The organism is Stenotrophomonas sp. SI-NJAU-1 (assembly GCF_020883215.1).
Lineage (GTDB): Bacteria > Pseudomonadota > Gammaproteobacteria > Xanthomonadales > Xanthomonadaceae > Stenotrophomonas > Stenotrophomonas indicatrix.
In genome coordinates, this window is sequence record NZ_CP086598.1 from 272,709 (window position 1) to 295,533 (window position 22,825).

A 22,825-nucleotide genomic window follows, 5' to 3' on the forward strand; every position below is an offset into this window, starting at 1 on the left:
TGCCGAGCCCATGCTCGGCACTACAGAAAGCGAATGCGTCCCCGGCCACGTGCCGGGGCCCACCCGAGGTGGGATGGGCGGATGCCCGGTTGCGACCGGCATCCGCCCATTTTTTTGCCCAGCCGCTTGGTAGTGCCGGCCGCTGGCCGGCATCACCGCATCAGGCAACGATCAGCGTCACGTCGATGTTGCCGCGGGTTGCGTTGGAGTACGGGCAGACGATGTGCGCCTTCTGCACCAGTTCTTCCACCTGCTCGCGCGGCACGCCCGGCACGTTGATGGTCAGCTCGGCTTCGATGCCGAAACCGGTCGGGATCTGGCCGATGCCAACCTTGCCGGTCACGGTGGTGTCGGCCGGCAGCGCGACCTTGGCCTGGCCGGCGACGAATTTCAGTGCGCCCAGGAAGCAGGCCGAATAGCCGGCAGCAAACAGCTGTTCCGGGTTGGTGCCGGGGCCGCCAGCGCCGCCCAGCTCGCGCGGGGTCGACAGCTGGATGTCCAGCACGTTGTCGGACGAGACGGAACGGCCTTCACGGCCGCCGGTGGAGGTGGCCTGGGCGGTGTACAGAACCTTTTCGATGGACATCGGGATGCTCCTGGTCAGTGGGTGGGTAGTGCGTTGGAGCCTACTTTGCCCGGATCCTGCACACGTTTGGTTGCAAAAAATCCGAAAAACTTGATTGATCGTCCTATCAGCCTAGATCGTCCATTCCCGGTCGGTAGTGAACATGATGGTCAGCCAGCGGTCCGGCGACGATTCGCCCAGCGCATCGCCGATCTCGTCACGCAGGTGATCCCATTCCAGCAGGGGCCGCGGCGGGTCGTCCTCGCGCACCACGAAGAACAGCTCGATCTGCTCGCCCCGGCCCACCTGCGCCACGTAGCTGCGGTGTTCGACGAAGCCATGCTTTGCAACGATTGCCCGCGCCACCGCATCCACATGCGCCTGCAGCTCGGGCGGGGTGACCAGCAGGATCCCGGCCAGCGCGCGCCGCACCGTGCCCAATGGCGCGATCATCACCAGCACGCAGACGAAGGCGAGGATGGCCGGATCGATGTACGGCCCCACCCAGGCCCATGAGGTGCCGTGGACCAGTAAGCCGCCGAGGAAGGCCGCCAGGTAGCAGGCCGACATGCTCGCGGCGATCACCCAGTTCTTCGCATCCAGCGCGATGAACTCCGAGCCGATGCGCCGGTTGGCACGCAGCACGAACCAGGCCAGCGCGCTTTCGGCCACGATCGACAGTGCCGCAAAGATGATCGCAGGGCCAAGTGCGATCTGCCGCCCACCTGACATCAGTGCATCGACTGCATTGACCAGGGCATACAGCGCTGCGCCGATCATCAGCGTACCGCTCACTCCCAGCACGATCGGTTCCAGGTGCCAGAAGCCCATGGTGAAGCGTTGGTTGAGGCGTGACTGCAACGCATCGGTCTGGGTGGACAGTGCGATCAACCGTGCAACCAGCAGCGACAGCCACGTCATCACCACGTCGATCAGGCCGTAGATGCCATCGAAGATGATCAGCGATGAATTGGCCAGCAGGCCAAACACCACTGCGGCAGCCGCCAGCAGCAGCGAAGCGGCAATGGACAGCCGCAGCACACCCTGCTCGGTTGCCGGGTTGAAGAAGTGCGGTCGGTCAGTGGTCATGCCGCGATTGTAGAGCGCAGCCATGCTCCGCTGCTTCCAGAAGGCGCCTTCGCTACCCCGGCGGCGGATGTTCCCGTAGACTGCGGCCCTTCCACGCTCCCCCGACGACGCACTGCAGTGATCACGCCACCCTGACCCTTGCCGCCTCTCGGCAGCCGGCCCAACCGGCGCAGGAACCCGCGTCTTTCCACTGCAGCGCCACGTGGCCTCGCCCGCGTGTGCGCGGAGTTTTCCCATGCAAACGTCTTACCCCCTGCGCCAGCAATGGCTCGGCAACCTCCGTGGTGATCTGCTGTCCGGCACCGTCGTCGCCCTGGCGCTGATTCCCGAAGCCATCGCGTTCTCGCTGATCGCCGGCGTCGACCCCAAGGTCGGCCTGTACGCTGCATTCTCCATTGCCGTCATCACTGCGATTGCAGGCGGCCGCCCTGGCATGATCTCTGCCGCCACCGGCGCGATGGCGCTGGTGATGGTCGACCTGGTCAAGGACCACGGCCTGCAGTACCTGTTTGCCGCCAGCATCCTGGCCGGCCTGCTGCAGGTGCTGGCCGGCGTGTTCAAGCTGGGCTCGCTGATGCGCTTCGTCTCGCGCTCGGTCATCACCGGCTTCGTCAACGCGTTGGCGATCCTGATCTTCCTGGCGCAGATGCCCGAGCTGATCGGCCGCGGCCCCACCGTGTACGTGCTGTGCGGCGCCGCGCTGGCAATCATCTACCTGCTGCCGCGCATCACCCGTGCCGTGCCGTCGCCGCTGGTGGCGATCATCGTGCTCACCGCCGTGGTCATCGGCTTCGGCATCGATGTGCGCAGCGTGGGCGACATGGGCCAGCTGCCCGACAGCCTGCCGCACTTTTTCATCCCTGAGGTGCCCTTCACCTGGGAAACGCTGCGCATCCTGTTGCCGGTGTCGGCCACGCTGGCGGTGGTCGGCCTGCTCGAATCGATGATGACCCTGCAGATTGTCGAGGACATCACCGGGACGCCCAGTGAGCGCAACCGTGAATGCGTCGGCCAGGGCCTGGCCAACACGGTCACCGGTTTCCTCGGTGGCATGGCCGGCTGCGCGATGATCGGCCAGTCGGTGATCAACGTGACCTCCGGTGGGCGAGGCCGCCTGTCCTGCCTGGTGGCCGGTGTGCTGCTGCTGGTGCTGGTGGTGTACGGCAGCGATCTGGTGCGGCAGATTCCGATGGCGGCGCTGGTGGCGGTGATGATCATGGTCAGCATCGGTACCTTCAGCTGGCGCTCGCTGCGCGACCTGCGCACGCATCCACGCAGCTCGTCGGCGGTGATGCTGTTGACCGTGGTGGTTACCGTGGCCACCCACGACCTGGCCAAGGGCGTGCTCAGTGGCGTGCTGTTGTCGGCGCTGTTCTTCGCGCGCAAGGTCGGGCACATGCTGGATGTGCAGCGGGAAGATACGGGCGATGCGCAGGTCTACCGCGTGCGCGGCCAGGTATTCTTCGCCTCCGCCGGGCAGCTGGGTGCGGCATTTGATTACCAGCACGTAGCAGCGAAGGTGCAGATTGATCTACGCGACGCCCATCTGTGGGACCTGACCGCCGTGGCCGCGCTGGAGCGGGCGCAGGAAAAGCTGGCCGCGCACGGCGCCGAGGTGACGGTGGTGGGCATCAATGCGGCCAGCCAGACGTTGATCGAGCAGGTGGGTGGCAAGGGCGGGGGGCATTGAGGCTGCCGCGTGTAGAACTGCAACTTTCCTGATGGAGCGATGTCCTTGACCCGCAGATGCTGGCCGTGTGCATTGGCGCATACCATCAAGGAACGAACAGTGGCAGCATGCAACAAAGAATCTCTTCTCCTCGTACTTCTGCTGGCCCTCGGCTTGGCCGCAATGCCGGAAGTTGCCGGTGCTGGGCCTTCGGCGGCGTTCGTCGAGCGCGTGTCACATCATCCGGCGGGCACACACGAAGCTGCGGCGATCATCCGTTGGCTGGACGGCCTGCCCGACGCCGACCGTCGGGTGATGGAGCCGGGAACCCTGACCGTGCGCCAGCGCCGGGTCGGAAACGGCGCCCTGGCTCGAGCGGCCGCGATGCCTCCCGTCCCGCTGCCTGCGTCGGGTGCGCCCGGCGAGAGAATCACCATTACCAACCAATTGCCTGGCGGCTTCATCGAGACTTGGACTTTTCAGTGGGTGTCGGGGAGCGGCGGCGGTGGCTGGAAGCAGACAGACTATGAGATGCATGCCCCGGTGGTTGAACCCGAACGCCCGCAGGAGCTTTGAAGGTAGGTAGTCAGTTGGCACGGAGAGGAGGCAGTCCTATCCGGGCCAGCGCGGGCGCATTCAGCCGAGCGGTGTAAACTATTGATCTCACTGGCAATGCCAGTCTCCACGATCAACCGCCCGATGACGTCCGCCACCGCCCGTTACGCTGATTCCCTGCGCCTGTCCGTCGCCCCCATGATGGACTGGACGGACCGCCATTGCCGGGTGTTCCACCGCCTGCTGGCGCCGGGTGCGCGGCTGTACACCGAAATGGTGCACGCCAATGCGGTCATCCATGGCGATCGCCAGCGCCTGCTCGGTTTCGATGCCAGCGAACAGCCGCTGGCACTGCAGCTCGGTGGCAGCGATCCGGCCCTGCTGGCGCAGGCCGCGCGCATCGCCGCCGACTGGGGCTACGACGAGGTCAACCTCAACTGCGGCTGCCCGTCCGACCGCGTGCAGGCCGGGCGTTTCGGTGCCTGCCTGATGCGCGAGCCGGTGCTGGTGGCCGAATGCGTGTCGGCCATGGTCGAGGCGGTGGACATCCCGGTAACGGTGAAATGCCGCCTGGGCGTGGACGAGGACGACAACTACGAGGTATTCGCCAGTTTCGTCGACCGCCAGGTCAAGGCCGGCGCCGCGATGGTGGTGGTGCACGCCCGTAACGCCTGGCTGAAGGGCCTGTCGCCGAAGGAGAACCGCGAGGTTCCGCCGTTGAAGTACGACTGGGCCTACCGGCTGAAGCAGGAGCGCCCGGCACTGCCGGTAGTGCTCAATGGTGGCCTGGCCAGCATCGAGGCGGTGCAGGCGCAGGCCGCGCACGTCGATGGCGTGATGCTGGGCCGCGCGGCCTACCACGACCCTTACCTGCTGCATCAGCTGGAAGCGCTGCAGACCGGTGCGACGCTGCGTCCGCGCGGCGAGCTGCTGCGCGCCCTGCGCCCGTACATCGAAGCCCGCCTGGGCGAGGGCCTGGCCCTCAAGCACATCACCCGCCACATCCTCGGCCTGTTCCACGGACAGCCCGGTGGCCGCGCATTCCGCCAAGTGCTGAGCGAGGGCGCCCATCGCCCCGGTGCCGACTGGGCGCTGGTCGAGCAGGCGCTGGCAGTCACCGAACGCGAAGCCGACCGCGCCGCTGCGTGACGTCAGTCACATTCCTGACTTGACAAGGGCAGCCGTTTCGTCCCGAATGTTCACTTAGCTGAACAACGGTCTGGAGCATCTGGAAAAGTTCAGACCGGATTCACTGCCCGAAACCAAGAATTTGCAAAAGATTTGTAAAGATTTGTAAAACGCCGGGTTCCATTCCGGTGCCCGGATTTACGACTTTTGAACGAATCGCCGTGCTCGGCTAGGATCGCATCGATGTCTTCCGCTCCCTTCCACCGCTGTATTGCCCTGGCCACCTGCGTGGTCCTGGCGGCTGCCCCGCTGTCTTCGGCGCTGGCGCAGGACCCGCAGCGGGAACAGGGGCGCGCAGAAATGATGGAGCGTGGAGGCCGTGGCGCCGGCAACGAGCGCTCGCTGTCCGATGCCGTGCGCCGCGTGCAGCGCACCACCGGTGGCCACATCCTGGGCGCCGAGCGTGTGCCGTTCGATGGTCGTGACATCAACCGGGTCAAATACATGGACGACCGCGGTCGGGTCCGCTACATGGACGACCCCGCCCCGGCACGTTCACAGCCGCGCACGCCGCGGTCGGATATGTCATCACTACGCGGCGATAACCCCTGAACAGGGATAGTTGTCGCTATCAACCCGTACCCACAGGCCTCCGGGCCGCACCCAGCACACTAGGGAGAGTTCATGCGTATCCTTCTGGTCGAAGACGAAGCCCCGCTGCGTGAGACCCTGGCAGCCCGGCTCAAGCGCGAAGGTTTTGCCGTCGATGCAGCGCAGGACGGCGAAGAAGGCCTGTACATGGGCCGCGAAGTGCCGTTCGACGTCGGCATCATCGACCTCGGCCTGCCCAAGATGTCGGGCATGGAGCTGATCAAGGCCCTGCGCGACGAAGGCAAGAAGTTCCCGGTGCTGATCCTGACCGCGCGTTCGAGCTGGCAGGACAAGGTCGAGGGCCTGAAGCAGGGCGCCGACGATTACCTGGTCAAGCCGTTCCATGTGGAAGAGTTGCTGGCCCGCGTCAACGCGCTGCTGCGCCGCGCCGCCGGCTGGAGCAAGCCGACCCTGGAATGCGGCCCGGTGGCCCTGGATCTGGCAGCGCAGACCGTCAGCGTGGCCGGCAGCAATGTCGACCTCACCAGCTACGAGTACAAGGTGCTGGAGTACCTGATGATGCATGCCGGTGAACTGGTCTCCAAGGCCGACCTCACCGAGCACATCTACCAGCAGGACTTCGATCGTGACTCGAACGTGCTGGAAGTGTTCATCGGCCGCCTGCGCAAGAAGCTGGACCCGGATGGCGAACTGAAGCCGATCGAGACCGTGCGCGGTCGTGGCTACCGTTTCGCGATTCCGCGCAACGAGGGCTGAGGCCTTCAGCAGGCGATAAACGATGTCCGGCCGTCTGTGGTTCTTCCGACGCTGGCGGCCGCGCTCTCTGCAGGCGCGCCAGATGTTCGCCGCGTCCGTGGGCCTGGTCGCGTTCCTGGCCCTGGCCGGTTACGCGCTTGATGCCGCCTTCGCCGATACGGCGAAGGCGAACCTGCGCGAGCGCCTGAAGAACTACGCCACCGCCTATGCGGCCGGCATCGACTTCACCCGCGACCGCTCGCTGTACATCCGCGAGCAGCCGCCGGATCCGCGTTTCGACGTGCCTGGCAGCGGCCTGTACCTGCAGGTCGTCATGCCCGACGGCAAGGGCAATTCGATGTCCGCCGAAGGCCCGATGCTGCCCACCGTCGGCGGTGGCCTGCTGGCCCCGCGCCAGGAAGTGTTCGAAGGCCCGCTGCCGATGATCCAGATCGACGGCAGCCAAGGCTCGGTGTATCGCTATGGCCTGGGCCTGGTGTGGGATGCCGACGCCGACCCGGCCACCGAATTCCCATACACCATCTACGTGATGGAAGACTCGCGCGCGCTGGGTGCGCAGCTGCGCGTGTTCCGCAGCCGGGTCTGGTTCTACCTGGGCGGCATCGGCCTGATCCTGCTGCTGCTGCAGACGGTCATCCTGCAGTGGAGCCTGCGCCCGTTGCGGCGGGTGATCACCGAACTGACCAAGGTCCAGCGCGGCGAGACCGAGCGCATGAGCGAGCGCCACCCGCGCGAGCTGGAGCCGTTGACCGACAGCATCAATGCCTTCATCGAGGGCGAGCGTGAGAACCTGGAACGCCAGCGCAATACCCTGGCCGACCTGGCGCACAGCCTGAAGACGCCGATTGCGGTGCTGCGTACGCAGATGGACAGCGGCGCCGGCGATGGCGCCCTGCGCGAAGAGCTGGACGTGCAGCTGCAGCGCATGAACAACCTGGTGTCCTACCAGCTGGCACGCGCGGCCTCGTCGGGCCACAAGCTGTTCTCGGCACCGCTGCCGATCGAATCCAACGCCGAGGAAATCGTGCGTGGCCTGGAAAAGGTCTATGCGTCCAAGGGCGTGCTGTGCGAATTCGACATCGACCCGGCCGCGCGCTTCCACGGCGAACCGGGTGACCTGCAGGAACTGCTGGGCAACCTGCTGGAGAACGCATTCAAGTGGGCCAAGCGGCGCGTGCTGCTGACCGCGCAACCGTTGCCGGCGCCGAATGCGCGTCGCGCCGGCCTGCTGCTGGCGGTGGATGACGATGGCCCGGGCATTGCTCCGGAGGACATCGGCAAGGTGCTGCAGCGTGGCGTGCGCGGCGATGAGCGCGTACAGGGCCACGGCATCGGCCTGTCGATCGTGCAGGACCTGATCAAGGATTACCGCGGCGAGCTGCAGGTGTCCCGTTCCAGCGAACTGGGCGGCGCCCGTTTCGAAGTGCGGCTGCCGCCAGGGCCGTAACGATCCGCTGCAACCCGATCCGCCGGGCACGGCCCGGCGCTACCGGTCTACGTACACCCTCGGGTAGCGCCGGGCCATGCCCGGCGGACGGATGAATCACCCGACCATTGCCGGCGGCTCACCATAGAACCGCCGCAGATGCGCAGCCACCTCCGGCAACGCTTCGGCCAGCAGGTCCGGCGCAGAGAAGTGGTACTCGCTGGCCACCGCGAAGAACTCTTCCGGCGCCTCGGCCGCATACGGATCGATCAGTGTTTCCACGCCGGCATCCACCTGCGCACAGAACGCGTCGTACGATCTCTGGAAGTCGGCAGCCCACTCGCGTTGCCACGCACGCGGCAACGGCGGCGTGCCGTCCATCGCGCCGTCGAGCGCATCCAGCTTGTGCACCATTTCATGCACGGCCACGCAGTAACCCTCATGCGGTGCCGCCAGGTCGGCCTGCACATCGGCCCACGAAAGAATCAACGGACCGTTGTCCCACGACTCGCCAATCAGCTCGTCATCCCACTCGTGCAGTACGCCGGCAGCGTCCATATGGCTGCGATGCACGCGGAACGCATCGGGGTAGACGATCAGCTGCGACCAGCCTTCCAGCCCCACCTCGCCGAACTCCAGCAGCGGCAGGCAGCACAGCGCGGCCAGCAGCACGCCATCGGCCGGCTGCAGCTGCAGGTCACCGATCGGGGAAATGGTCTTCTCATGCAGGAAGCGCGTGGTCAGCGCGCGCAGGCGTGCATGCCGTTCGTCGTCCAGGCCGCGCAACCACGCTGCGCGGTGGCAGGCATCGTTCCAGTGTGCGTCTTCGATCGGTCGCGGCGCGGGCCGCAACCACTGCAGCAACGACTTGATCAGCGGAACATACCCGGAAGGTAGCTGTGCCACTTCGGCGCCCGGATGCGCTGCAGTACATCGTCGTCGCCGCCACCGCCGCTGCTGGTCGCGGCGGCCGGACGTACCGGTGCCGGCTTGGCGGCCGTCGCTGTCGGCGCGTTGGTCGGTGTGCGCTGCGAGGCTGCATCGCTGGCCGAATAGACGCAGGCGCCACGGCTGTCATCAAGCGCTGCTGTGGCAGATGCCGCGAAGGGCATCGTCAGCAGGATCAGGCAATGGGCATAACGGCGCATTGACGACATCCACGTTAAGGGAAGGTGAGTTCCCGATTCTAGCCCGAACCCGGCGCCAGATTGGAAGCCCGCTGGAACCGGGGCCGGCGGGCGCCGCTGGCGGGTTTCCCGCATAATTCCGTCCTGACCTTGTGGAAGCTGCCGTGGACGATCGCCAATTGCTGGCCAAACTCGCTGCCGGTCGCCTGTCCGGCGACGCCCTGGCCCGTGAGCTGGGCCAGACCCGGGCCGCCATTTGGAAGCGAATTCAAGGGCTTAGGGCCGCCGGCGTCGAGGTTGAAGGGCGCGCAGGCGAAGGCTACGGGCTGACCCGGCCGGTCGACCTGCTGGACGCCGGGGCCATCCGCGCCGGCCTGCCCAAGGAGGCCGCAGCACTGCTGCACGACCTGCAGGTGGCCTGGACGGTGGACTCCACCAACGCCGAATTGCTGCGCTGCAGCGCGCCCCAGCGCGGTGTCAGCGTCCTGTTGGCCGAGCGCCAGACCGGCGGCCGTGGCCGTCGCGGGCGCACCTGGGCGTCGCCGCTGGCCGCGCATGTGTATCTGTCGGTGCTGCGCCTGTTCGAGGGGGGCCTCGGCCGCTTGGCCGGGCTGAGCTTGGTGGCCGGCGTCGCCGTGGCCGAAGCCCTGCACGACCTGGGCTATACGCAGGCGCAGCTGAAGTGGCCGAACGATGTGCTGGTCGATGGCCGCAAGCTGGTGGGCCTGCTGGCCGAGGGTGGTGGCGAATACGCCGGCCCGGCGCGTGCAGTGATCGGCATCGGCATCAACGTGCACATGCCGCCGGCCTTCGCCGAACAGATCACCCAGCCGTGGGTGGACCTGGACACACTGGCCGGCGCATCGGTGGATCGCAACACGGTGGTGGCCGCGGTGCTGGCACGGCTGCTGCCGGCGCTGGAGGAATTCGACCGGGAAGGGCTGGCGCCGTTCCTGCCGCGTTACGCAGCGTTCGACATGCTGGCCGGGCGCGAAGTGCGCGTGCAGCTGGATGGCGAATGGCAGCACGGTACCGCGCTCGGTCTGGCTGACGATGGCGCGCTGCGCGTGCGCATCGATGGCCGCGAGCGCCTGCTGCATGCCGGCGAAGTCAGTGTGAGAAGAGCATGAGCGACTGGTTGTTCGATCTGGGCAATTCGCGCTTCAAGTTCGCGCCGTTGCAGGGTGACCGTGCCGGTGATGTGCAGGCCTGGGCGCATGGCGCCGAAGGCATGGCCGGGCAACCGCCGCACAGCCTGCCCAGTGGCGGCACCGCGTTTGTGGCTAGCGTTGCCGCGCCGTCGCTGACCAGCGCGATGCTGGATCAGCTGCAGCGCCGCTTCGAGCACGTGCATGTGGTGCGTACCAGCGCCCAGTGTGCGGGTGTACGCATTGCCTACGCCAAGCCGGAAAAATTCGGTGTCGACCGTTTCCTGGCGCTGCTGGCTGCCGCCAAGGCGCAGCGGCCGGTGCTGGTGGTCGGTGTCGGCACCGCGTTGACCATCGACCTGCTGGATGCCAACGGCCAGCATCACGGTGGACGCATTTCCGCCTCGCCGACCACCATGCGCGAGGCGCTGCACGCGCGCGCGGTGCAGCTGCCGGCCAGCGGCGGTGACTACAGCGAATTCGCCAACGACACCGCCGATGCGCTGGCCTCCGGCTGCGATGGTGCCGCCGTGGCGCTGGTTGAACGCAGCGCCCGCCAGGCACAGGCGCTGTTGGGCGTCATGCCGTCGCTGCTGGTGCATGGCGGTGGTGCACCCGCGCTGATGCCGCTGCTGGACGGCGCCGACTACCACCCCTCGCTGGTGCTGGATGGCCTCGCCCGCTGGGCGGTGCACCAGCCCGCAGGCTAGTATCGGCGCATGCTGACCCGTGCCCTGATCGTCGTGCTGGCGATCCTCAATCTTGGTGTTGCCACCTGGTGGCTGTTGCGCGATGAACCCGCGCGGGCGCCGTTGCCACCGCCCCCGACCGGCGTGGCCGAGCTGCGCTGGTTGCCCGGTGGCACCGATGCGGCCGTGGCCGCGCAGGCCTCGGCAGCGGCCCCCACTGAAGCACTGGTGGAGCGTGAGGCGGCGCCGGCTACCGCAGTGACCGCTGCACCTGCGCCGGCAGCGGCGTTGCCTCCGGCACCCAGCAAGCCCGCCGAACCAGTGAAGGCGCCTGAGCCGCTGGCCGCCGTCGCCAAGCCAGCGCCGGAACCGGTGGCTGAGAAACCCGCAGCCCCGGCCGTACCGCCGCGTTGCCTGGCGCTGGGCCCGTTCGCCGACCGCGCCGCTGCCAGCGCTGCGCAGAGCCGTGCGGGCAACCTGTTGAGCCAGGTGCGCCTGCGCGAGCAGCCCGCCGCCAGCGGCAGCGCCCGTTACCGCGTGCTGCTGCCTGCCGCCGCCAGCCGCGATGACGCACAGGCCACGGTCAAGCGCATCGTCGCTGCCGGGCTGAGCGACTACTACATCATCAGCCAGGGCGACGAGACCAACGCCATTGCGCTGGGCCAGTACCGCAACCGCGAGGGCGCCGAACGGCGCATGGCTGCGGTACAGGCCGCCGGCTTCCAGCCGCGCCTGGTGGCCAGTGGTGATGCCGGCCAATGGTGGCTGGAAGGGCAGCTGGCCACCGGCAGCGAACCGGCCCAGGCACAGCAGCGCAGTGGCGCCGCGCAGCAACGGTCGCTGGAATGCACGCGACTGCGCTAGAATTCCCAAACCACGGCGCTGCCGTCGGCGTTTCACCCCGTGCCGCTTTAGCTCAGTTGGTAGAGCAACTGTCTTGTAAACAGTAGGTCATCCGTTCGATTCGGATAAGCGGCACCACTTCGGAAGCGCCGAAACCCTTTGAAAACAGGGGTTTCAACGAAGAAGGCCAGCGCGGTGCGCTGGCCTTCTTGCGTCTACCGGGAAAATTGCCGGGAAAATTAGCGGCTCTTTTTTGGTTTCACGGCCGCTTTCACCACCGGTACGGAATGGTCGTACAGCTGCCGCATGGCCTCGGTCACGTGGCCGCCAGCGCTCTTGTCCTCGCTGTCGGTGATGCCCCGATGTTTCAAGCCATGGAGCGCGAATCGCTGGTCCTTCTCTATCACGTCCTCCGCAACCGCGCGGCGGACCAGGCGTTGCCAGGCGCTGTCGAGGGCCGATTTCGTGAGCGGGGTGCCGGACTCCGAAACCAGAAGGCGTCGTTGCTCAGGTTTGATCGGTACCGGCCGCCCATGGATCCGCATCCGTTCGTCCCGGTAGGACTGTAGCCACTTCACGGCCGCGCGCAGATCTTTGGTCCACAGCGTCACGTTGTCACGCGAACCCTTTCGGCGATTGCTGCGAATGCCCTCCGTCTGCAGATGGGCGTCGGTGAGAGTGTTCACCTCAATGCCGCGTAGGCGGACCGCATAGGCCAGCGACATTACTGCAGGGAGATAGGGCGGACAGCTGCCAGCGGTATGCGCTTGCCGGCTGGCGCGTGCGCGGGCGAATCGCAGCACCGCGTCAAACGAATCGTGGTCAGGCATGCGGGCGTCGCGCTTCTCACGAACCTTGCGGATACCGTCGGCGGGATTGGTAGAGCAGTGGCCGTGTCGGATACCCCACGCAAAGAGGCGTCGTAGATAACTGGCGACGCGGTTCGCCGCTGCCGGGGTCGCTGGGATCCCCGGCAGCTTTCCGCAGGCCGGTCGGCCGGTAGCCAGCGTCTCCACTACGCGCTGCAGTACCGGCACCGATAGATGCTCTACGCGCTGTTGGCCGAGCATGCGGCCATCGCGCAACAGATATCCGCATGCTTTCGTTGCGCAGTAGTCGTAACCCTCCCTCGACTTGGCGGAGAGGTCTAGATACTCGCTGGACTTCTTGAAAATCCCGGTCAGGTGATCGAGCGAACCACATCACCTTCGGCATGGCCTACGTTGAGCGCCGCCGCGCCATGTCGGGCGCCAATCACTCTCTGGCCGTGCCGCTGGCGAAGTACGTGCGTCGGGGGGTGGAACCGGGCGAGTTCTTCCAGATCCGCGCCGGCCATATCGAGCATGAGTTCGCTCGCGGCGATGTCCTCCAGCTGCGCGAGGCCGATGTTGACCAGGAGATTTACGGGCTACCGGAATGGATGCCGGCTGTTCAGTCGGCCCTGGTGAACGAATCGGCGACGCTGTTCCGCCGGAAGTACTACAACAACGGTTCGCACGCCGGGTTCATCTTGTACCTGACCGACTTGCTGACCGAGAAGGATGATGTGGACGGCATCCGAAACGCGCTTCGCGAGTCGCGCGGACCGGGCAATTTCCGCAACCTGTTCCTGCACTCGCCGGGCGGGAGCAAGGACGGGTTGAAACTGATTCCCGTCAGCGAGGTTGCTGCGAAGGATGAGTTCACCGGCATCAAGAGCGTGACTCGTGACGACATGCTGGCGTCCCTTCGGACACCGCCGCAGCTGCTGGGCATCGTGCCGCAGAACAGCGGTGGCTTTGGCTCGATCCGCGAGGCGGCGACCGTGTGGACTGCGATGGAACTGTCGCCCCTGCAGACGCGGCTGACCGCGCTCAACGAATGGCTCGGCGATGAGGTGATCCGCTTCAACCCCTTCGATCTGGGAGTGGCAGCATGATGACCAGCCGCCAAAACCTGCGCTGCGGCGCCTGTGCCCGCCTGCTGGCCAAGGCCGCAGGCGACTATGACCTACAGATGAAATGCCCCCGTTGTGGGGATATGAACCACATGAAGGCCCAGAGCCTCTCCACGGATCGCCGCGAGCGACACCACGAAGAAGGCTCTACCCATGAAGAACGAACTGATCCACGGCGATGCCCTGACCGTCCTGCCGACCCTGCCGGCCAACAGCTTCGACGCTCTCATCACTGACCCCCCGTATGCCAGCGGCGGCGTCCATGCCTCTGCTCGCCAGCGCAGCCCTAACGAGAAGTACATGCAGAGCAGCGGGCCGTACCTGCATGCTGACTTCCCCAGCGACGAACGCGATCAGCGCTCGCACCTGGCACGGATGCAGCTGTGGCTGGCGCAGTGCAACCGCGTCCTGCGGGACGGCGCCCCTGTGCTGCTGTTCACCGACTGGCGACAGCTGCCGCTGACCACCGACGCGCTGCAGTGCGCCGGCTTCACCTGGCGCGGTGTGGCGGTGTGGGACAAGACGGGTGGCGTGCGACCGCAGCGTGGCCGATTCTCCAACCAGGCCGAGTACGTGGTGTGGGGCAGCAAGGGCGGTATGCCGTTGGACCGGGCAGCGCCAACGCTGCCGGGTGTCTTCCGCGAGGCGGTGCGCAAGTCGGACAAGCACCACCTGACCGGGAAGCCGACCGACCTCATGCGTCAGCTGGTGCGGATCTGCGAGCAGGGCGGGCGCATCCTCGATCCGTTCGCCGGCTCCGGCACCACGCTGGTAGCCGCGGATGCTGAGGGCTACAGCTGGACCGGCATCGAAATGACCGGCCACTACTCCGACGTGGCGCGGTCCCGACTGCCCAGCCTGTAACGAGCTTCGCGACGTGAAAAGCCGCCTAAGGGCGGCTTTTCTTTGGCCCGATTGCCCGAGTTGCTAGCCGGGCAGCTGTTTCCGCCCCACGCCCCAGCGTTGGGGTAGCACAAGCAGAGGACGCTCAAGTTGAGCATGCACAACGTAGCCTGCGACGCAGCAAGCGAATGTGCTTACCACCACGAAGGCCAGGTGCCCGGCCCAACCCGGCGCCGGCGAAACCATTGCCCAAGCGCGCCCCATGGCGGATATGACAAAGATGTGGGTCAAGTACAGCGAGTAGGAAGAGTCGCCCAACAGGGTGAGCCAGCGTGGCGCCCGGAACCTGCCGTTTGCTTCCCACACAACCGCGCCAGCCAGCAGGAGCACAGCAGCGCTGCCAAAGCACGCGACCCGGGTGCTGACCGCCATAGTTGCTGGTCCGGCCTCGGGTAGGGCTACGGCAGCAGCCACCGCGACTGCAGTACCCGCGACGATCAACGGCAGCGCGAGCTTCGCCGGAATGTGACGCCAGTAGATACCGAGCATGGCGCCTGCGATGAATTCATAGGTCAGCGGGTTGGTTACGAGGACGTGGGCGGGCGTCATAGGTCCTGGCGGCAACCACGGCGCAACGCCGATGGAAGTTGCCCAAAGCAACAGAAAAACGGGCACGAAGCGCTCGGGTACGAATGCGATGACTCCGGCGAACACCAGATAGAAGTACGCCTCATGCACCAGCGTCCAACCCACCGTCAGCACGGGCAACTGGGCGTGAGGAATCAGCAGGTAGGAAGCTAGGACGCTCTGACCGGCGTACGAGCTGTTCACCATTGAGGGAACCACTGCCATCAGCACCACCACCAGGGTGGTGAAGATCCAATACATCGGCAGCACACGCCACGCACGCTTGACCAGGAACTGCGCACTCGCGCCCGCCTTCGAATAGCGACCGGCGGCGATTGTGGTCATCACAAAGCCAGACACCACGAAGAACAGGTCGACGCCTGCATCGGCATACCTGGCGACAGCGTCAAGCAGCGCCGGCCCTTGGAGGTACTTCATCTCCACACCGCGTAGGTGAAAGAGGACGACCGCTAGCGCCGCCAGTCCGCGCAGGCACTGTAGTGAGTCCATTCGCTGCTGCGTGCCCATGTCTTCGTGCTCCATGTGGGGGCCGCATCCTACCGCATGCGCAAGGGTGGCGGCTGGGCGATGCCTCGGGGTCAGGTCTCTATTCCTGTCCGACCGTTGCTGTCTTGGCGGCAACGGTTGCTGGTCGTTGCGCGGTCGACCCTGGCGGCTTCCCATACGGCGGCGCGGTCATCCGTACTGTCTGCATGCTGGCGCGCGCACTCGTCTCCCCGCCACGCCTGCGCACTTCATGGGATGTTTTTCCTGCACCCCCTGCAGCAGCCCCCCGGCGAGGCCCTGTATGGCTTTCTCTGGGGTATCCGCGTACCTGCCGGCCCTGCGGTTCCCTGCGCAGACGGGAGCGTTTCTTGCCGGTCTGGGGCGCTCACAGGGGGCGCGGCCGAAGGGCCAATTTTTGAGGTGACCACGGGAAGGAGGTAACCAGGTAACTGGACCCCGGATGCGCGGTCTAAAGCATTGATCTGCAATAGAAAAATAGAGTTACCTTCCGAGGTGATCTGAGGTAATTTTCCGATCCCTACAAAGTAATGTCATTGATTTATAAGGATTTTTCTTGCGTTCAATGTTACCTCTGGAAAAGGTAATCAGGTTACTCAAAGGTTACCCAAGTGTTACCTTCATATAGAACATATAAATATTTGATTTCATTGATAAATTATGGGTCGGTTTCGGGCTGATTACCTTTGTTACCCGTTTCCCGTGGCCACCTCAAAAATTGCACCTTATCGCGCGTAGGGCGCCATAAGCATCGCGCCGCCGCACCAGCTCACGCCTGCAGACTGCGCCCTTGTCGCAGCCTTTGCGACGGCCAGCCGTATCCTGCCGCCCATGCCTCTCCCCGCCGACTTCTACTGGACGACACGCTCTGCCAGCTGGCCAAGTGATCCGCTGACCGTGATCGCTGGCGATGGGGTGTGGGTGAACCATGGATCTTTCTTCCCGTCCACGTCGCTCACCGACCACTCGTAGTACCCGGCCATCGGCACCAGGCACCGGCGGACCTTGAACGCCGCGCGGAATGCCGGCTTGGTGGCCACCGTCTCGATGCGGGCGTTGATGGTGGATCCCTGCAGACCCTTGGCCTTTGCCCAAAAAGGCAGCAGGCCCCACGTGAGCCGCGACACCTGCCGGCCTGATCCCCGATCGAGGAAGACCGACGCACGCTGGGTGGGGGCAAGGTTGTAGCTGGGTGGCATCTCGGCCAACGCCGGCGCGAGGTCGACCAGCGACGGCAGGCCGAAGTCGAGGATGGGACGTTGGGCGAATCGGCCGCACATAAGGTGAGCCTGTCACTTGCGGCGTCTGCGTCACGTATATTCGCGGGAAGGGCACAAGCGTGGGCAGCAGCCGAGGTACGCAGGGTGGGAAACCTAAGACTCAAGGAGTGGCGACGGTTGGATTACTACGATCCCAAACCGGTGTTGATCCAACTACGGGCTATGGAAACCAGTGGTGTGCTCGATGGCCTGCCAGCAAAGGTAAAGCATCTCCGAACGAGAGAGCTCAAGCCATACTTGGAACGACGGCAATGTGCGATTTTCGCCTTCCTTATGGGGCAGGTCACACGGTCGCTGGTTGCGGTTGCCTATTCTGAAAAGTCTGACTACGACGCCGTGATGCGATGGCGTTCTGGTGACGAGGTGCGATACAGCCCTGTCCAGATGAAGGAGCTTCCCCCAGAAATGGGAGCGGGCATCAAGAGCCTGCAGCAACAGATCGATAGCCTCAAGATCAGATATCCAAGATCCGACGACCTCACGGTAGCAATACACCTCAATCGCAACATGCGCGTGCAGGTCAGTGAGTTGGATCTATCGGGCCTGAGCTTGGGAGGCCTGTGGCTCTTCGGGGCAGAAGACGAGGGTGCCACCCGATGGCGGGTCGTCGGCGATCTTCTATCCCCGAACGCAGATACCGCCGTGTACGAGTATCCGTGCGGATAGACGCGCAAGCTATCAGCCAGACAGAGGCGCATCAGGAAGGCTCGCCGCTGCTCCCCTAGGACGCAGATGGAGCCTTCATCTGAGGGACGAGGTTGACGCGTGCAAGGTGATGCCGCACGTGGTCCCTATGTTCGTTCACCAACCAGTGGATATGGACGTCAGAAATCCCGACCAGATGAAGCAGGAGAAGGTGGTAAAGGTGACCTAGAGCAATCGAGAACGCTACGTATCCCTCAATCACATCCGAGTATGTCCCTGGGGTACGTTCACCACCATAGTGAGATAGATCGTTGCGCAAGTCTGCGCACTTTTCCGAAAATTCGCGCAGCTTTTCGTTATCGAAGCCCAGGCCAATGCTCAGCAGAAGTTGCTCGATTCTCTCCGCGAGGCTCGCTTCAACATTTTTGAACTTTCCAAGTGCATATCTCTTGTCGCTTGCATTTGCCCACTCCACTCGTGATAGGACGGAAATGATCCTCTCAACCTTGAGTCGGAGCTTCTCATTCGATTCGACGTCGCCGTCGTATAGCCGTCGATGCAGCGACTCGAGGCCCCACACCAAGTTGGCGAACTTGTGTTCGATGTACATAGGCCGAGGGCGGCGCATGCCAAGGAACAGATGCAGACCTGGACCCAGCTCTCGCCGACGCTCGAACCAACGATTTACCACCGCACCGAAATCTTCTCCCAGGCGAGTCAAGCTTAGCCAGCATTGGTGCCTGTTGAAAACGGCACTGTTCTGGTTCGCCCTTGCGTAATAGATGCGGACTAGGCCATCGAGTGATGCACTCTTCGCTATCGGCCAGGGCAGCGACCGCGAACTGTTACTCAAAAGCAGGATGAGGTCTTCAAATCCCCGGAAGTAATCAAGGATCTGGTCGAGGCTAGCGTGTGCAGACAAGCAGAGCACTAGCTGCGACTTCAAGGAGACATCAACTGACGTACTGTCGTAAGAGGGAAGGTAGCCACCAAAGTCAGTTTGAAAGGTCAGCTGGCCAAAGGACGTTTCGTAGACTCGGTCGCAGTCGCGGGCCAACCGCAGAGAAAGCAGGTGGCGCTGACCGTCGTCGCCCACAGGCCGTTCTCCGCTCACAGTCCCTGGGTAAGCCCAAGCCTCAAATCCCTCAAGAGGCATCATGAGTTCAGTGAATTGACTCACGGTGATGGGATGCTTAGACACCAAGACGGCGGTGGCACGCATGACCTGAGAAGATATCTGGTCGGTGTAGTGCATCTTGATGGGACGGGCGCCGGTAAGCAAAACGTGCTCGCCAGTCCCCTTTAGAAGTCCTCGAATGGTGCGTGGACCGACCTCCTCTATCCCAAGGCAGATGCCGTCTTCGCCATCGTCTAAAAGAACTCCAATCAAGTCGAGCGTGATCTGCCCATCATCGGCTACTTCCAACAAGCCCGCGACGCATCCCTCCTGAGGAGGCAAAGACGTCGGCACTTGATCATCATCGCCCAGCCAAAACAGCCCGCCATCCCGAAGAACATCCATTTTTTGTTCCTACTTCAAGCCCTTCTGCGTCCGTGAATCGAGGCGGTAGAGAGCGGTAAAATTGCTGGGAATGATCAAGTGTAACAAGTGTTTCACGCGCCCGGACGGTAAAAATGACCCATCTAACCGACTGATTTCAAAGCTAAGTCTATCTATCTTGTAAACAGTAGGTCATCCGTTCGATTCGGATAAGCGGCACCACTTCGGAAGCGCCGAAACCCATTGAAAACAGGGGTTTCAACGAAGAAGGCCAGCGCGGTGCGCTGGCCTTCTTGCGTCTACCGGGAAAATTGCCGGGAAAATTAGCGGCGCTTTTTTGGTTTCACGGCCGCTTTGACCACCGGAACGGAGTGGTCGTACAGCTGACGCATGGCCTCCGTTACGCGGCCACCAGCACCCTTGTCTTCGCTGTCGGTGATTCCCAGATGTTTCAGGCCGTGGAGCGCAAAGCGTTGATCCTTCTCGATCACTCCCTCAGCAATCGCACGGCGGACCATGCGTTGCCAAGCGCTGTCGAGAGCAGATTTCGTGAGCGGGGTGCCGGACTCCGAAACCAGCAGGCGTCGCTGCTCCGGTTTGATCGGTATGGGTCGGCCGTGGGCCTGCATCCGTTCGTCCCGATAGCCCTGCAGCCACGTCACAGCCGCGCGTAATTCCTTGGTCCACAGGGCCACGTTGTCGCGCGACCCCTTACGCCGGTTGCTACGGATGCCCTCATGCTGCAGGTGGGCGTCGGTGAGAGTGTCCACCTCAATGCCGCGCAAGCGAACCGCGTAGGCCAGCACCATCACTGCAGGGAGATACGGGGGGCAGCTGCCTGCGGTACCTGACCGACTTGCTGACCGAGAAGGATGATGTGGACGGCATCCGAAACGCGCTTCGCGAGTCGCGCGGACCGGGCAATTTCCGCAACCTGTTCCTGCACTCGCCGGGCGGGAGCAAGGACGGGTTGAAACTGATTCCCGTCAGCGAGGTTGCTGCGAAGGATGAGTTCACCGGCATCAAGAGCGTGACCCGTGACGACATGCTGGCGTCCCTTCGGACACCGCCGCAGCTGCTGGGCATCGTGCCGCAGAACAGCGGTGGCTTTGGCTCGATCCGCGAGGCGGCGACCGTGTGGACTGCGATGGAGCTATCGCCGCTGCAGACGCGGCTGACCGCGCTCAATGAGTGGCTGGGCGATGAAGTAATCCGATTCAATCCCTTCGAGTTGGGGCCGACTACCTGAGCCTTATGCGACGCAGCTCACATCGGCAGCGGGCGCTGACCGTCAGTCGGATTCGTGTATGCCTGCCAGCGGCTCTGAAACGCGGTAATCAATCCGTGGAGCTTGGCCGCAGTTGGCTCCAGCTCCTCCCTGGGGCGGTGCTGGGCGGACACGATCAGTCCCGTCATACCGACTGCGCGACGACGTTGGCAAGATCACGGTCTGCCAGGTCTGAGCCAGTTATATCTATCGAAGATTCGCTATTTCTCTTTGAATCTGCTGGCACCTCAGCAGCATCAGCTCGCCACTCCTTGATCCTATTTGAATGATCCCGTTCTCCAAGAAGGGATAAGTTTCTAGGCGGACCCGATACGCCGATTGCGAGGAATCGACTACCGCATGATCGTCTGAGGCGAGGGGAGCTCCCGGTAAGCTCTCTTCCATGACGATGCCATTGATTTCAAGTTGCGCGCAGAGCCCCGCGTAGTAGGCGCTTCTTTCGTCCAAAGCTCGCGGATGTCCTGTTGAGTGGCCTAGTGCATGAAGGGTCTCGTGAGCAACCAGATCAACCAAATTGGCGAAGGTCTTGTCTCGATCCGCGTGGACCGGTACGGCGAGTGCCAGAGTTCTGCCGGTTGAATACCAGCCGAAAGATCTTGCCCGCACGGTTGTCGCGATACCTTCAGGCGCTAGAAGGATTCGATATTTGTTGGAACTGGCCGGTATCCAAGATTCGGCGAACCTTGCCGCCGCATCGACCCGCGTGCAGAGCTTCTGGACGTCGATTGACGGCTCATCTGTGAGCCTCAAGGTAATTTCTCGCTCAGTACCTGTGCATTGAACGGTTCGCGGGGAGCTAGTGGCGTGTCGGCCGGGGACAATGGACCGAGTATAGAAATAGCGGAATGGCCCTAGGGGTATGGAAACAACTTCGGTGTATCCAGTGGGTGGCAACCCTTTGGGCAGGTGTCCATTGGCTGCGCAGCCAGAAAGGCAGGCGGCGCAAAAATAGAATAGAAGGCGTGCGACCTGATGCATCTCATCCCAACATGAAAGCGGGCGCGATACGCGCCCGCTCAAGGCGACGGATACTACATTTCCATGCAAAGATGTGGCGAGGGATGATTAACACAGTCGCGCCCTTCGAACTCCAGATAGTAACTCGCCTTGGTGACGCCCTCTTGCTTAGCTTGGCCGGCTATTACCTGCAGGCCACTCCCATAGGCAGAGTCGAATGGTACGAGATCGTAGGACAAGGAGTCCCCATTGCCAACATTGGCATAGATCCACGCATTCACAGCGTTTGGATCCGCAACTCGGATCACTGTCCCTGTTCGCACCCATGAGAACGTTTGCGATGCACTGATTGCACCGGTTGCCGAATTCTTCACACGAAGGACGGCACTGCCAGCTGATGGATAGGGAATCGTGGAGCCAGAAGTATCCAACTCGAACGTTGCCGCATCAGGAAGCACATCTAGAGTGGACAAAAGAGAGTTGTAGAGTGACTTTTTGCCGTCGCCGCCACCCTCCCAGATCACCTCCACGCCAGCCTTGCACTCACCGCCCCCGGCTTGCTTTCCACTGCATTCGCCATAGGCCCTTACACTTTTCATGGCGCATCCGCTCAAGATCAGCGCCGAGCTCAGTGCCATTGCAGAAAGGGCTAAAACCTTCGAAATTTTCACGACCATGCTAGATCTCTCCGTAGTCTAGGGATTCGCGCAATTATCGTGACGGAATCGACGCCGTCTTCACATATCTAACACGATGGTGAGCGGATGGCTGTGATGAATATCTCGTTTAGCATTGGCGATTGTATATGCAGTGTCTGAACGACTTAGTACGTGACGCGGGCTAGCGCTAATGTCTCGACTCCCAGCGAGTGGGCCAGGCCGGGGGCCATCCTCGAGGGCCCGTTGTGTGCGTTTTCCACGCGCCGTGGTCCACGGTGCCGCTCACGCGCTGGAAGGCCACCGGGAAAAATTGTCTCGCTCCCTAGCAACCGCCTGAGTTTCACGAACGCTGACCGGGAAAAAAGAACCGTCTAGGCAATTGATTCTTGGGCTTACTCCAACTACCTTGTAAACAGTAGGTCATCCGTTCGATTCGGATAAGCACCATCTCCCGACAATCTCCATTGCCCCTTTGTTGCATGGCGCCGGCTAGTGTCTGTGTGCCTACGCCGCATGCAGCTGCAGCTCCACATACTCCGCCAATCCCCGGCACGCCAGCAGCAGCCCTTCGCGCGTTCCGTCGCCGATCTGCTGCTCGTCGCCTCCATCGACCCGCACGCGCTCGGCGGCGTGGAATATTTCCAGCAAGGTGCTCAGCCCGGCAGCGGCGCGGACGGCGCGCGCCATGGCCATGTCCTGGCCGGGTGTCAGCGTTGGCCCGCGCCACGGCTGACCGTCGGCACCATCGCCGTTGCGGATGCGCTGCAGGCAGCCTTGCAACGTGATCGGGTCCGGGACATCGACGGCGGCGAACGCGGCGTCCAACGGCTGCGCAAGCTCGGGGGGCAGGCGTTCGGCGGCCTCGCCCAGCGTGGCGGTCAGATAGGGATAGTCAGGAGCGGATATGTGGGCATCCTCGGGTGCGGCAGAGGCGCCACCGGCAGAGGGTGGCGGGCG

22 protein-coding genes, 1 tRNA gene and 3 pseudogenes are annotated in these 22,825 nt (G+C 63.7%); 15 read left to right on the forward strand and 11 right to left on the reverse strand.

Annotated features, from left to right (window positions below; genetic code table 11):
* Nucleotides 1-160: 160 nt before the first annotated feature.
* Together LMF57_RS01195 and LMF57_RS01200 are read right to left on the reverse strand one after the other, a co-directional pair.
* Entirely contained in the window at nucleotides 161-586 is a 426-nt protein-coding gene (locus LMF57_RS01195; protein ID WP_004153735.1) for an organic hydroperoxide resistance protein, read from the reverse strand.
* Between the two features lie 111 nt (nucleotides 587-697).
* A complete protein-coding gene (locus LMF57_RS01200) occupies nucleotides 698-1,678 on the reverse strand; it encodes a cation transporter (RefSeq protein ID WP_229290552.1) in 981 nt (326 codons plus the stop codon).
* A 211-nt stretch (nucleotides 1,679-1,889) separates the two neighbouring features.
* Here LMF57_RS01200 and LMF57_RS01205 point away from each other — a divergent pair, with 211 nt between their 5' ends.
* From LMF57_RS01205 to LMF57_RS01230, 6 genes are all read left to right on the forward strand, one after another.
* Complete coding sequence (locus tag LMF57_RS01205) at nucleotides 1,890-3,344, forward strand: SulP family inorganic anion transporter (protein WP_229290553.1); 1,455 nt, start codon at nucleotides 1,890-1,892, stop codon at nucleotides 3,342-3,344.
* Between the two features lie 99 nt (nucleotides 3,345-3,443).
* Nucleotides 3,444-3,899: a hypothetical protein gene (locus tag LMF57_RS01210; protein ID WP_117309293.1), complete on the forward strand. Its 456-nt coding sequence runs from the start codon at nucleotides 3,444-3,446 to the stop codon at nucleotides 3,897-3,899.
* A 96-nt stretch (nucleotides 3,900-3,995) separates the two neighbouring features.
* Complete coding sequence (gene dusA / locus LMF57_RS01215) at nucleotides 3,996-5,027, forward strand: tRNA dihydrouridine(20/20a) synthase DusA (RefSeq protein WP_229290554.1); 1,032 nt, start codon at nucleotides 3,996-3,998, stop codon at nucleotides 5,025-5,027.
* A 222-nt stretch (nucleotides 5,028-5,249) separates the two neighbouring features.
* Complete coding sequence (locus tag LMF57_RS01220) at nucleotides 5,250-5,618, forward strand: hypothetical protein (protein WP_033832803.1); 369 nt, start codon at nucleotides 5,250-5,252, stop codon at nucleotides 5,616-5,618.
* Nucleotides 5,619-5,690: 72 nt separating this feature from the next.
* The gene (locus LMF57_RS01225; RefSeq protein WP_004136763.1) at nucleotides 5,691-6,374 is read left to right on the forward strand and encodes a response regulator transcription factor; all 684 of its coding nucleotides are present in this window, start codon (nucleotides 5,691-5,693) and stop codon (nucleotides 6,372-6,374) included.
* Between the two features lie 22 nt (nucleotides 6,375-6,396).
* Entirely contained in the window at nucleotides 6,397-7,821 is a 1,425-nt protein-coding gene (locus tag LMF57_RS01230; protein ID WP_032978238.1) for a sensor histidine kinase, read from the forward strand.
* 96 nt (nucleotides 7,822-7,917) lie between these two features.
* Here the strand turns inward: LMF57_RS01230 and LMF57_RS01235 are convergent, their stop codons facing one another.
* Together LMF57_RS01235 and LMF57_RS01240 are read right to left on the reverse strand one after the other, a co-directional pair.
* Nucleotides 7,918-8,706 carry a M90 family metallopeptidase gene (locus LMF57_RS01235; protein ID WP_229290555.1) on the reverse strand — a complete coding sequence of 263 codons (789 nt, stop codon included), beginning with the start codon at nucleotides 8,704-8,706 and terminating at the stop codon, nucleotides 7,918-7,920.
* The gene (locus LMF57_RS01240; protein WP_025878320.1) at nucleotides 8,673-8,948 is read right to left on the reverse strand and encodes a hypothetical protein; all 276 of its coding nucleotides are present in this window, start codon (nucleotides 8,946-8,948) and stop codon (nucleotides 8,673-8,675) included. Before LMF57_RS01240 ends, LMF57_RS01235 begins: the two co-directional genes overlap by 34 nt.
* Nucleotides 8,949-9,091: 143 nt before the next feature.
* Between LMF57_RS01240 and birA the strand changes: the two genes are divergently transcribed.
* The 4 genes from birA (at nucleotide 9,092) to LMF57_RS01260 (ending at nucleotide 11,745) form a co-directional block, all read left to right on the forward strand.
* The gene (gene birA / locus LMF57_RS01245; RefSeq protein WP_208082614.1) at nucleotides 9,092-10,057 is read left to right on the forward strand and encodes a bifunctional biotin--[acetyl-CoA-carboxylase] ligase/biotin operon repressor BirA; all 966 of its coding nucleotides are present in this window, start codon (nucleotides 9,092-9,094) and stop codon (nucleotides 10,055-10,057) included.
* On the forward strand, nucleotides 10,054-10,785 hold the full coding sequence (locus LMF57_RS01250) for a type III pantothenate kinase (RefSeq protein ID WP_025878323.1): 732 nt from the start codon (nucleotides 10,054-10,056) through the stop codon (nucleotides 10,783-10,785). Before birA ends, LMF57_RS01250 begins: the two co-directional genes overlap by 4 nt.
* Nucleotides 10,786-10,794: 9 nt before the next feature.
* A complete protein-coding gene (locus LMF57_RS01255) occupies nucleotides 10,795-11,628 on the forward strand; it encodes an SPOR domain-containing protein (protein ID WP_208082613.1) in 834 nt (277 codons plus the stop codon).
* Nucleotides 11,629-11,669: 41 nt separating this feature from the next.
* A tRNA-Thr gene (locus LMF57_RS01260) sits at nucleotides 11,670-11,745 on the forward strand.
* Nucleotides 11,746-11,846: 101 nt separating this feature from the next.
* Here LMF57_RS01260 and LMF57_RS01265 read toward each other — a convergent pair.
* Nucleotides 11,847-12,692 (reverse strand): integrase, encoded by an 846-nt coding sequence (locus tag LMF57_RS01265; RefSeq protein ID WP_229290556.1) that lies wholly within the window; start codon nucleotides 12,690-12,692, stop codon nucleotides 11,847-11,849.
* A gap of 110 nt (nucleotides 12,693-12,802) precedes the next feature.
* Between LMF57_RS01265 and LMF57_RS01270 the strand changes: the two are divergent.
* The 3 genes and pseudogenes from LMF57_RS01270 to LMF57_RS01280 all read left to right on the forward strand — a co-directional run.
* Nucleotides 12,803-13,525 (forward strand): annotated as a pseudogene (locus tag LMF57_RS01270) (Presumed portal vertex protein); the annotation flags it as partial.
* Entirely contained in the window at nucleotides 13,525-13,779 is a 255-nt protein-coding gene (locus tag LMF57_RS01275) for a Com family DNA-binding transcriptional regulator (RefSeq protein WP_208082622.1), read from the forward strand. The pseudogene LMF57_RS01270 and the gene LMF57_RS01275, both read left to right, overlap by 1 nt.
* Nucleotides 13,697-14,407 carry a site-specific DNA-methyltransferase gene (locus LMF57_RS01280; RefSeq protein WP_208082612.1) on the forward strand — a complete coding sequence of 237 codons (711 nt, stop codon included), beginning with the start codon at nucleotides 13,697-13,699 and terminating at the stop codon, nucleotides 14,405-14,407. Before LMF57_RS01275 ends, LMF57_RS01280 begins: the two co-directional genes overlap by 83 nt.
* Before the next feature lie 63 nt (nucleotides 14,408-14,470).
* Here the strand turns inward: LMF57_RS01280 and LMF57_RS01285 are convergent, their stop codons facing one another.
* Complete coding sequence (locus tag LMF57_RS01285; protein ID WP_229290557.1) at nucleotides 14,471-15,556, reverse strand: acyltransferase; 1,086 nt, start codon at nucleotides 15,554-15,556, stop codon at nucleotides 14,471-14,473.
* Nucleotides 15,557-16,389: 833 nt separating this feature from the next.
* Nucleotides 16,390-16,818, reverse strand: coding sequence for an SOS response-associated peptidase family protein (locus LMF57_RS01290; protein ID WP_229290558.1), 429 nt, complete (start codon nucleotides 16,816-16,818; stop codon nucleotides 16,390-16,392).
* Nucleotides 16,819-16,935: 117 nt separating this feature from the next.
* On the opposite strand from LMF57_RS01290, the gene LMF57_RS01295 reads away from it, so the two are divergent.
* Complete coding sequence (locus LMF57_RS01295; protein WP_229290559.1) at nucleotides 16,936-17,484, forward strand: hypothetical protein; 549 nt, start codon at nucleotides 16,936-16,938, stop codon at nucleotides 17,482-17,484.
* 55 nt (nucleotides 17,485-17,539) lie between these two features.
* Here the strand turns inward: LMF57_RS01295 and LMF57_RS01300 are convergent, their stop codons facing one another.
* Nucleotides 17,540-18,985: a HEPN domain-containing protein gene (locus tag LMF57_RS01300; protein WP_140226030.1), complete on the reverse strand. Its 1,446-nt coding sequence runs from the start codon at nucleotides 18,983-18,985 to the stop codon at nucleotides 17,540-17,542.
* A gap of 302 nt (nucleotides 18,986-19,287) precedes the next feature.
* Nucleotides 19,288-19,815, reverse strand: a pseudogene (locus LMF57_RS01305) (integrase); the annotation flags it as partial.
* 23 nt (nucleotides 19,816-19,838) lie between these two features.
* Between LMF57_RS01305 and LMF57_RS01310 the strand changes: the two are divergent.
* Nucleotides 19,839-20,213: pseudogene (locus LMF57_RS01310) on the forward strand (Presumed portal vertex protein); the annotation flags it as partial.
* Nucleotides 20,214-21,283: 1,070 nt separating this feature from the next.
* On the opposite strand, the gene LMF57_RS01315 reads toward LMF57_RS01310, so the two are convergent.
* Both LMF57_RS01315 and LMF57_RS01320 read right to left on the reverse strand, forming a co-directional pair.
* The gene (locus tag LMF57_RS01315) at nucleotides 21,284-21,886 is read right to left on the reverse strand and encodes a hypothetical protein (protein WP_162887602.1); all 603 of its coding nucleotides are present in this window, start codon (nucleotides 21,884-21,886) and stop codon (nucleotides 21,284-21,286) included.
* Nucleotides 21,887-22,372: 486 nt separating this feature from the next.
* A complete protein-coding gene (locus tag LMF57_RS01320; protein WP_229291351.1) occupies nucleotides 22,373-22,774 on the reverse strand; it encodes a hypothetical protein in 402 nt (133 codons plus the stop codon).
* Nucleotides 22,775-22,825: the final 51 nt, after the last annotated feature.

What these genes read in the sequence shown, in the direction of transcription:
- LMF57_RS01195 (WP_004153735.1), bottom strand. Translation starts at nt 586, where the DNA reads ATGTCCATCGAAAAGGTTCTGTACACCGCCCAGGCCACCTCCACCGGC.
- LMF57_RS01200 (WP_229290552.1), bottom strand. Translation starts at nt 1,678, where the DNA reads ATGGCTGCGCTCTACAATCGCGGCATGACCACTGACCGACCGCACTTC.
- LMF57_RS01205 (WP_229290553.1), top strand. Translation starts at nt 1,890, where the DNA reads ATGCAAACGTCTTACCCCCTGCGCCAGCAATGGCTCGGCAACCTCCGT.
- dusA (WP_229290554.1), top strand. Translation starts at nt 3,996, where the DNA reads ATGCCAGTCTCCACGATCAACCGCCCGATGACGTCCGCCACCGCCCGT.
- LMF57_RS01220 (WP_033832803.1), top strand. Translation starts at nt 5,250, where the DNA reads ATGTCTTCCGCTCCCTTCCACCGCTGTATTGCCCTGGCCACCTGCGTG.
- LMF57_RS01225 (WP_004136763.1), top strand. Translation starts at nt 5,691, where the DNA reads ATGCGTATCCTTCTGGTCGAAGACGAAGCCCCGCTGCGTGAGACCCTG.
- LMF57_RS01230 (WP_032978238.1), top strand. Translation starts at nt 6,397, where the DNA reads ATGTCCGGCCGTCTGTGGTTCTTCCGACGCTGGCGGCCGCGCTCTCTG.
- LMF57_RS01240 (WP_025878320.1), bottom strand. Translation starts at nt 8,948, where the DNA reads ATGCGCCGTTATGCCCATTGCCTGATCCTGCTGACGATGCCCTTCGCG.
- LMF57_RS01250 (WP_025878323.1), top strand. Translation starts at nt 10,054, where the DNA reads ATGAGCGACTGGTTGTTCGATCTGGGCAATTCGCGCTTCAAGTTCGCG.
- LMF57_RS01255 (WP_208082613.1), top strand. Translation starts at nt 10,795, where the DNA reads ATGCTGACCCGTGCCCTGATCGTCGTGCTGGCGATCCTCAATCTTGGT.
- LMF57_RS01275 (WP_208082622.1), top strand. Translation starts at nt 13,525, where the DNA reads ATGACCAGCCGCCAAAACCTGCGCTGCGGCGCCTGTGCCCGCCTGCTG.
- LMF57_RS01280 (WP_208082612.1), top strand. Translation starts at nt 13,697, where the DNA reads ATGAAGAACGAACTGATCCACGGCGATGCCCTGACCGTCCTGCCGACC.
- LMF57_RS01285 (WP_229290557.1), bottom strand. Translation starts at nt 15,556, where the DNA reads ATGGAGCACGAAGACATGGGCACGCAGCAGCGAATGGACTCACTACAG.
- LMF57_RS01290 (WP_229290558.1), bottom strand. Translation starts at nt 16,818, where the DNA reads ATGTGCGGCCGATTCGCCCAACGTCCCATCCTCGACTTCGGCCTGCCG.
- LMF57_RS01300 (WP_140226030.1), bottom strand. Translation starts at nt 18,985, where the DNA reads ATGGATGTTCTTCGGGATGGCGGGCTGTTTTGGCTGGGCGATGATGAT.
- LMF57_RS01315 (WP_162887602.1), bottom strand. Translation starts at nt 21,886, where the DNA reads ATGGTCGTGAAAATTTCGAAGGTTTTAGCCCTTTCTGCAATGGCACTG.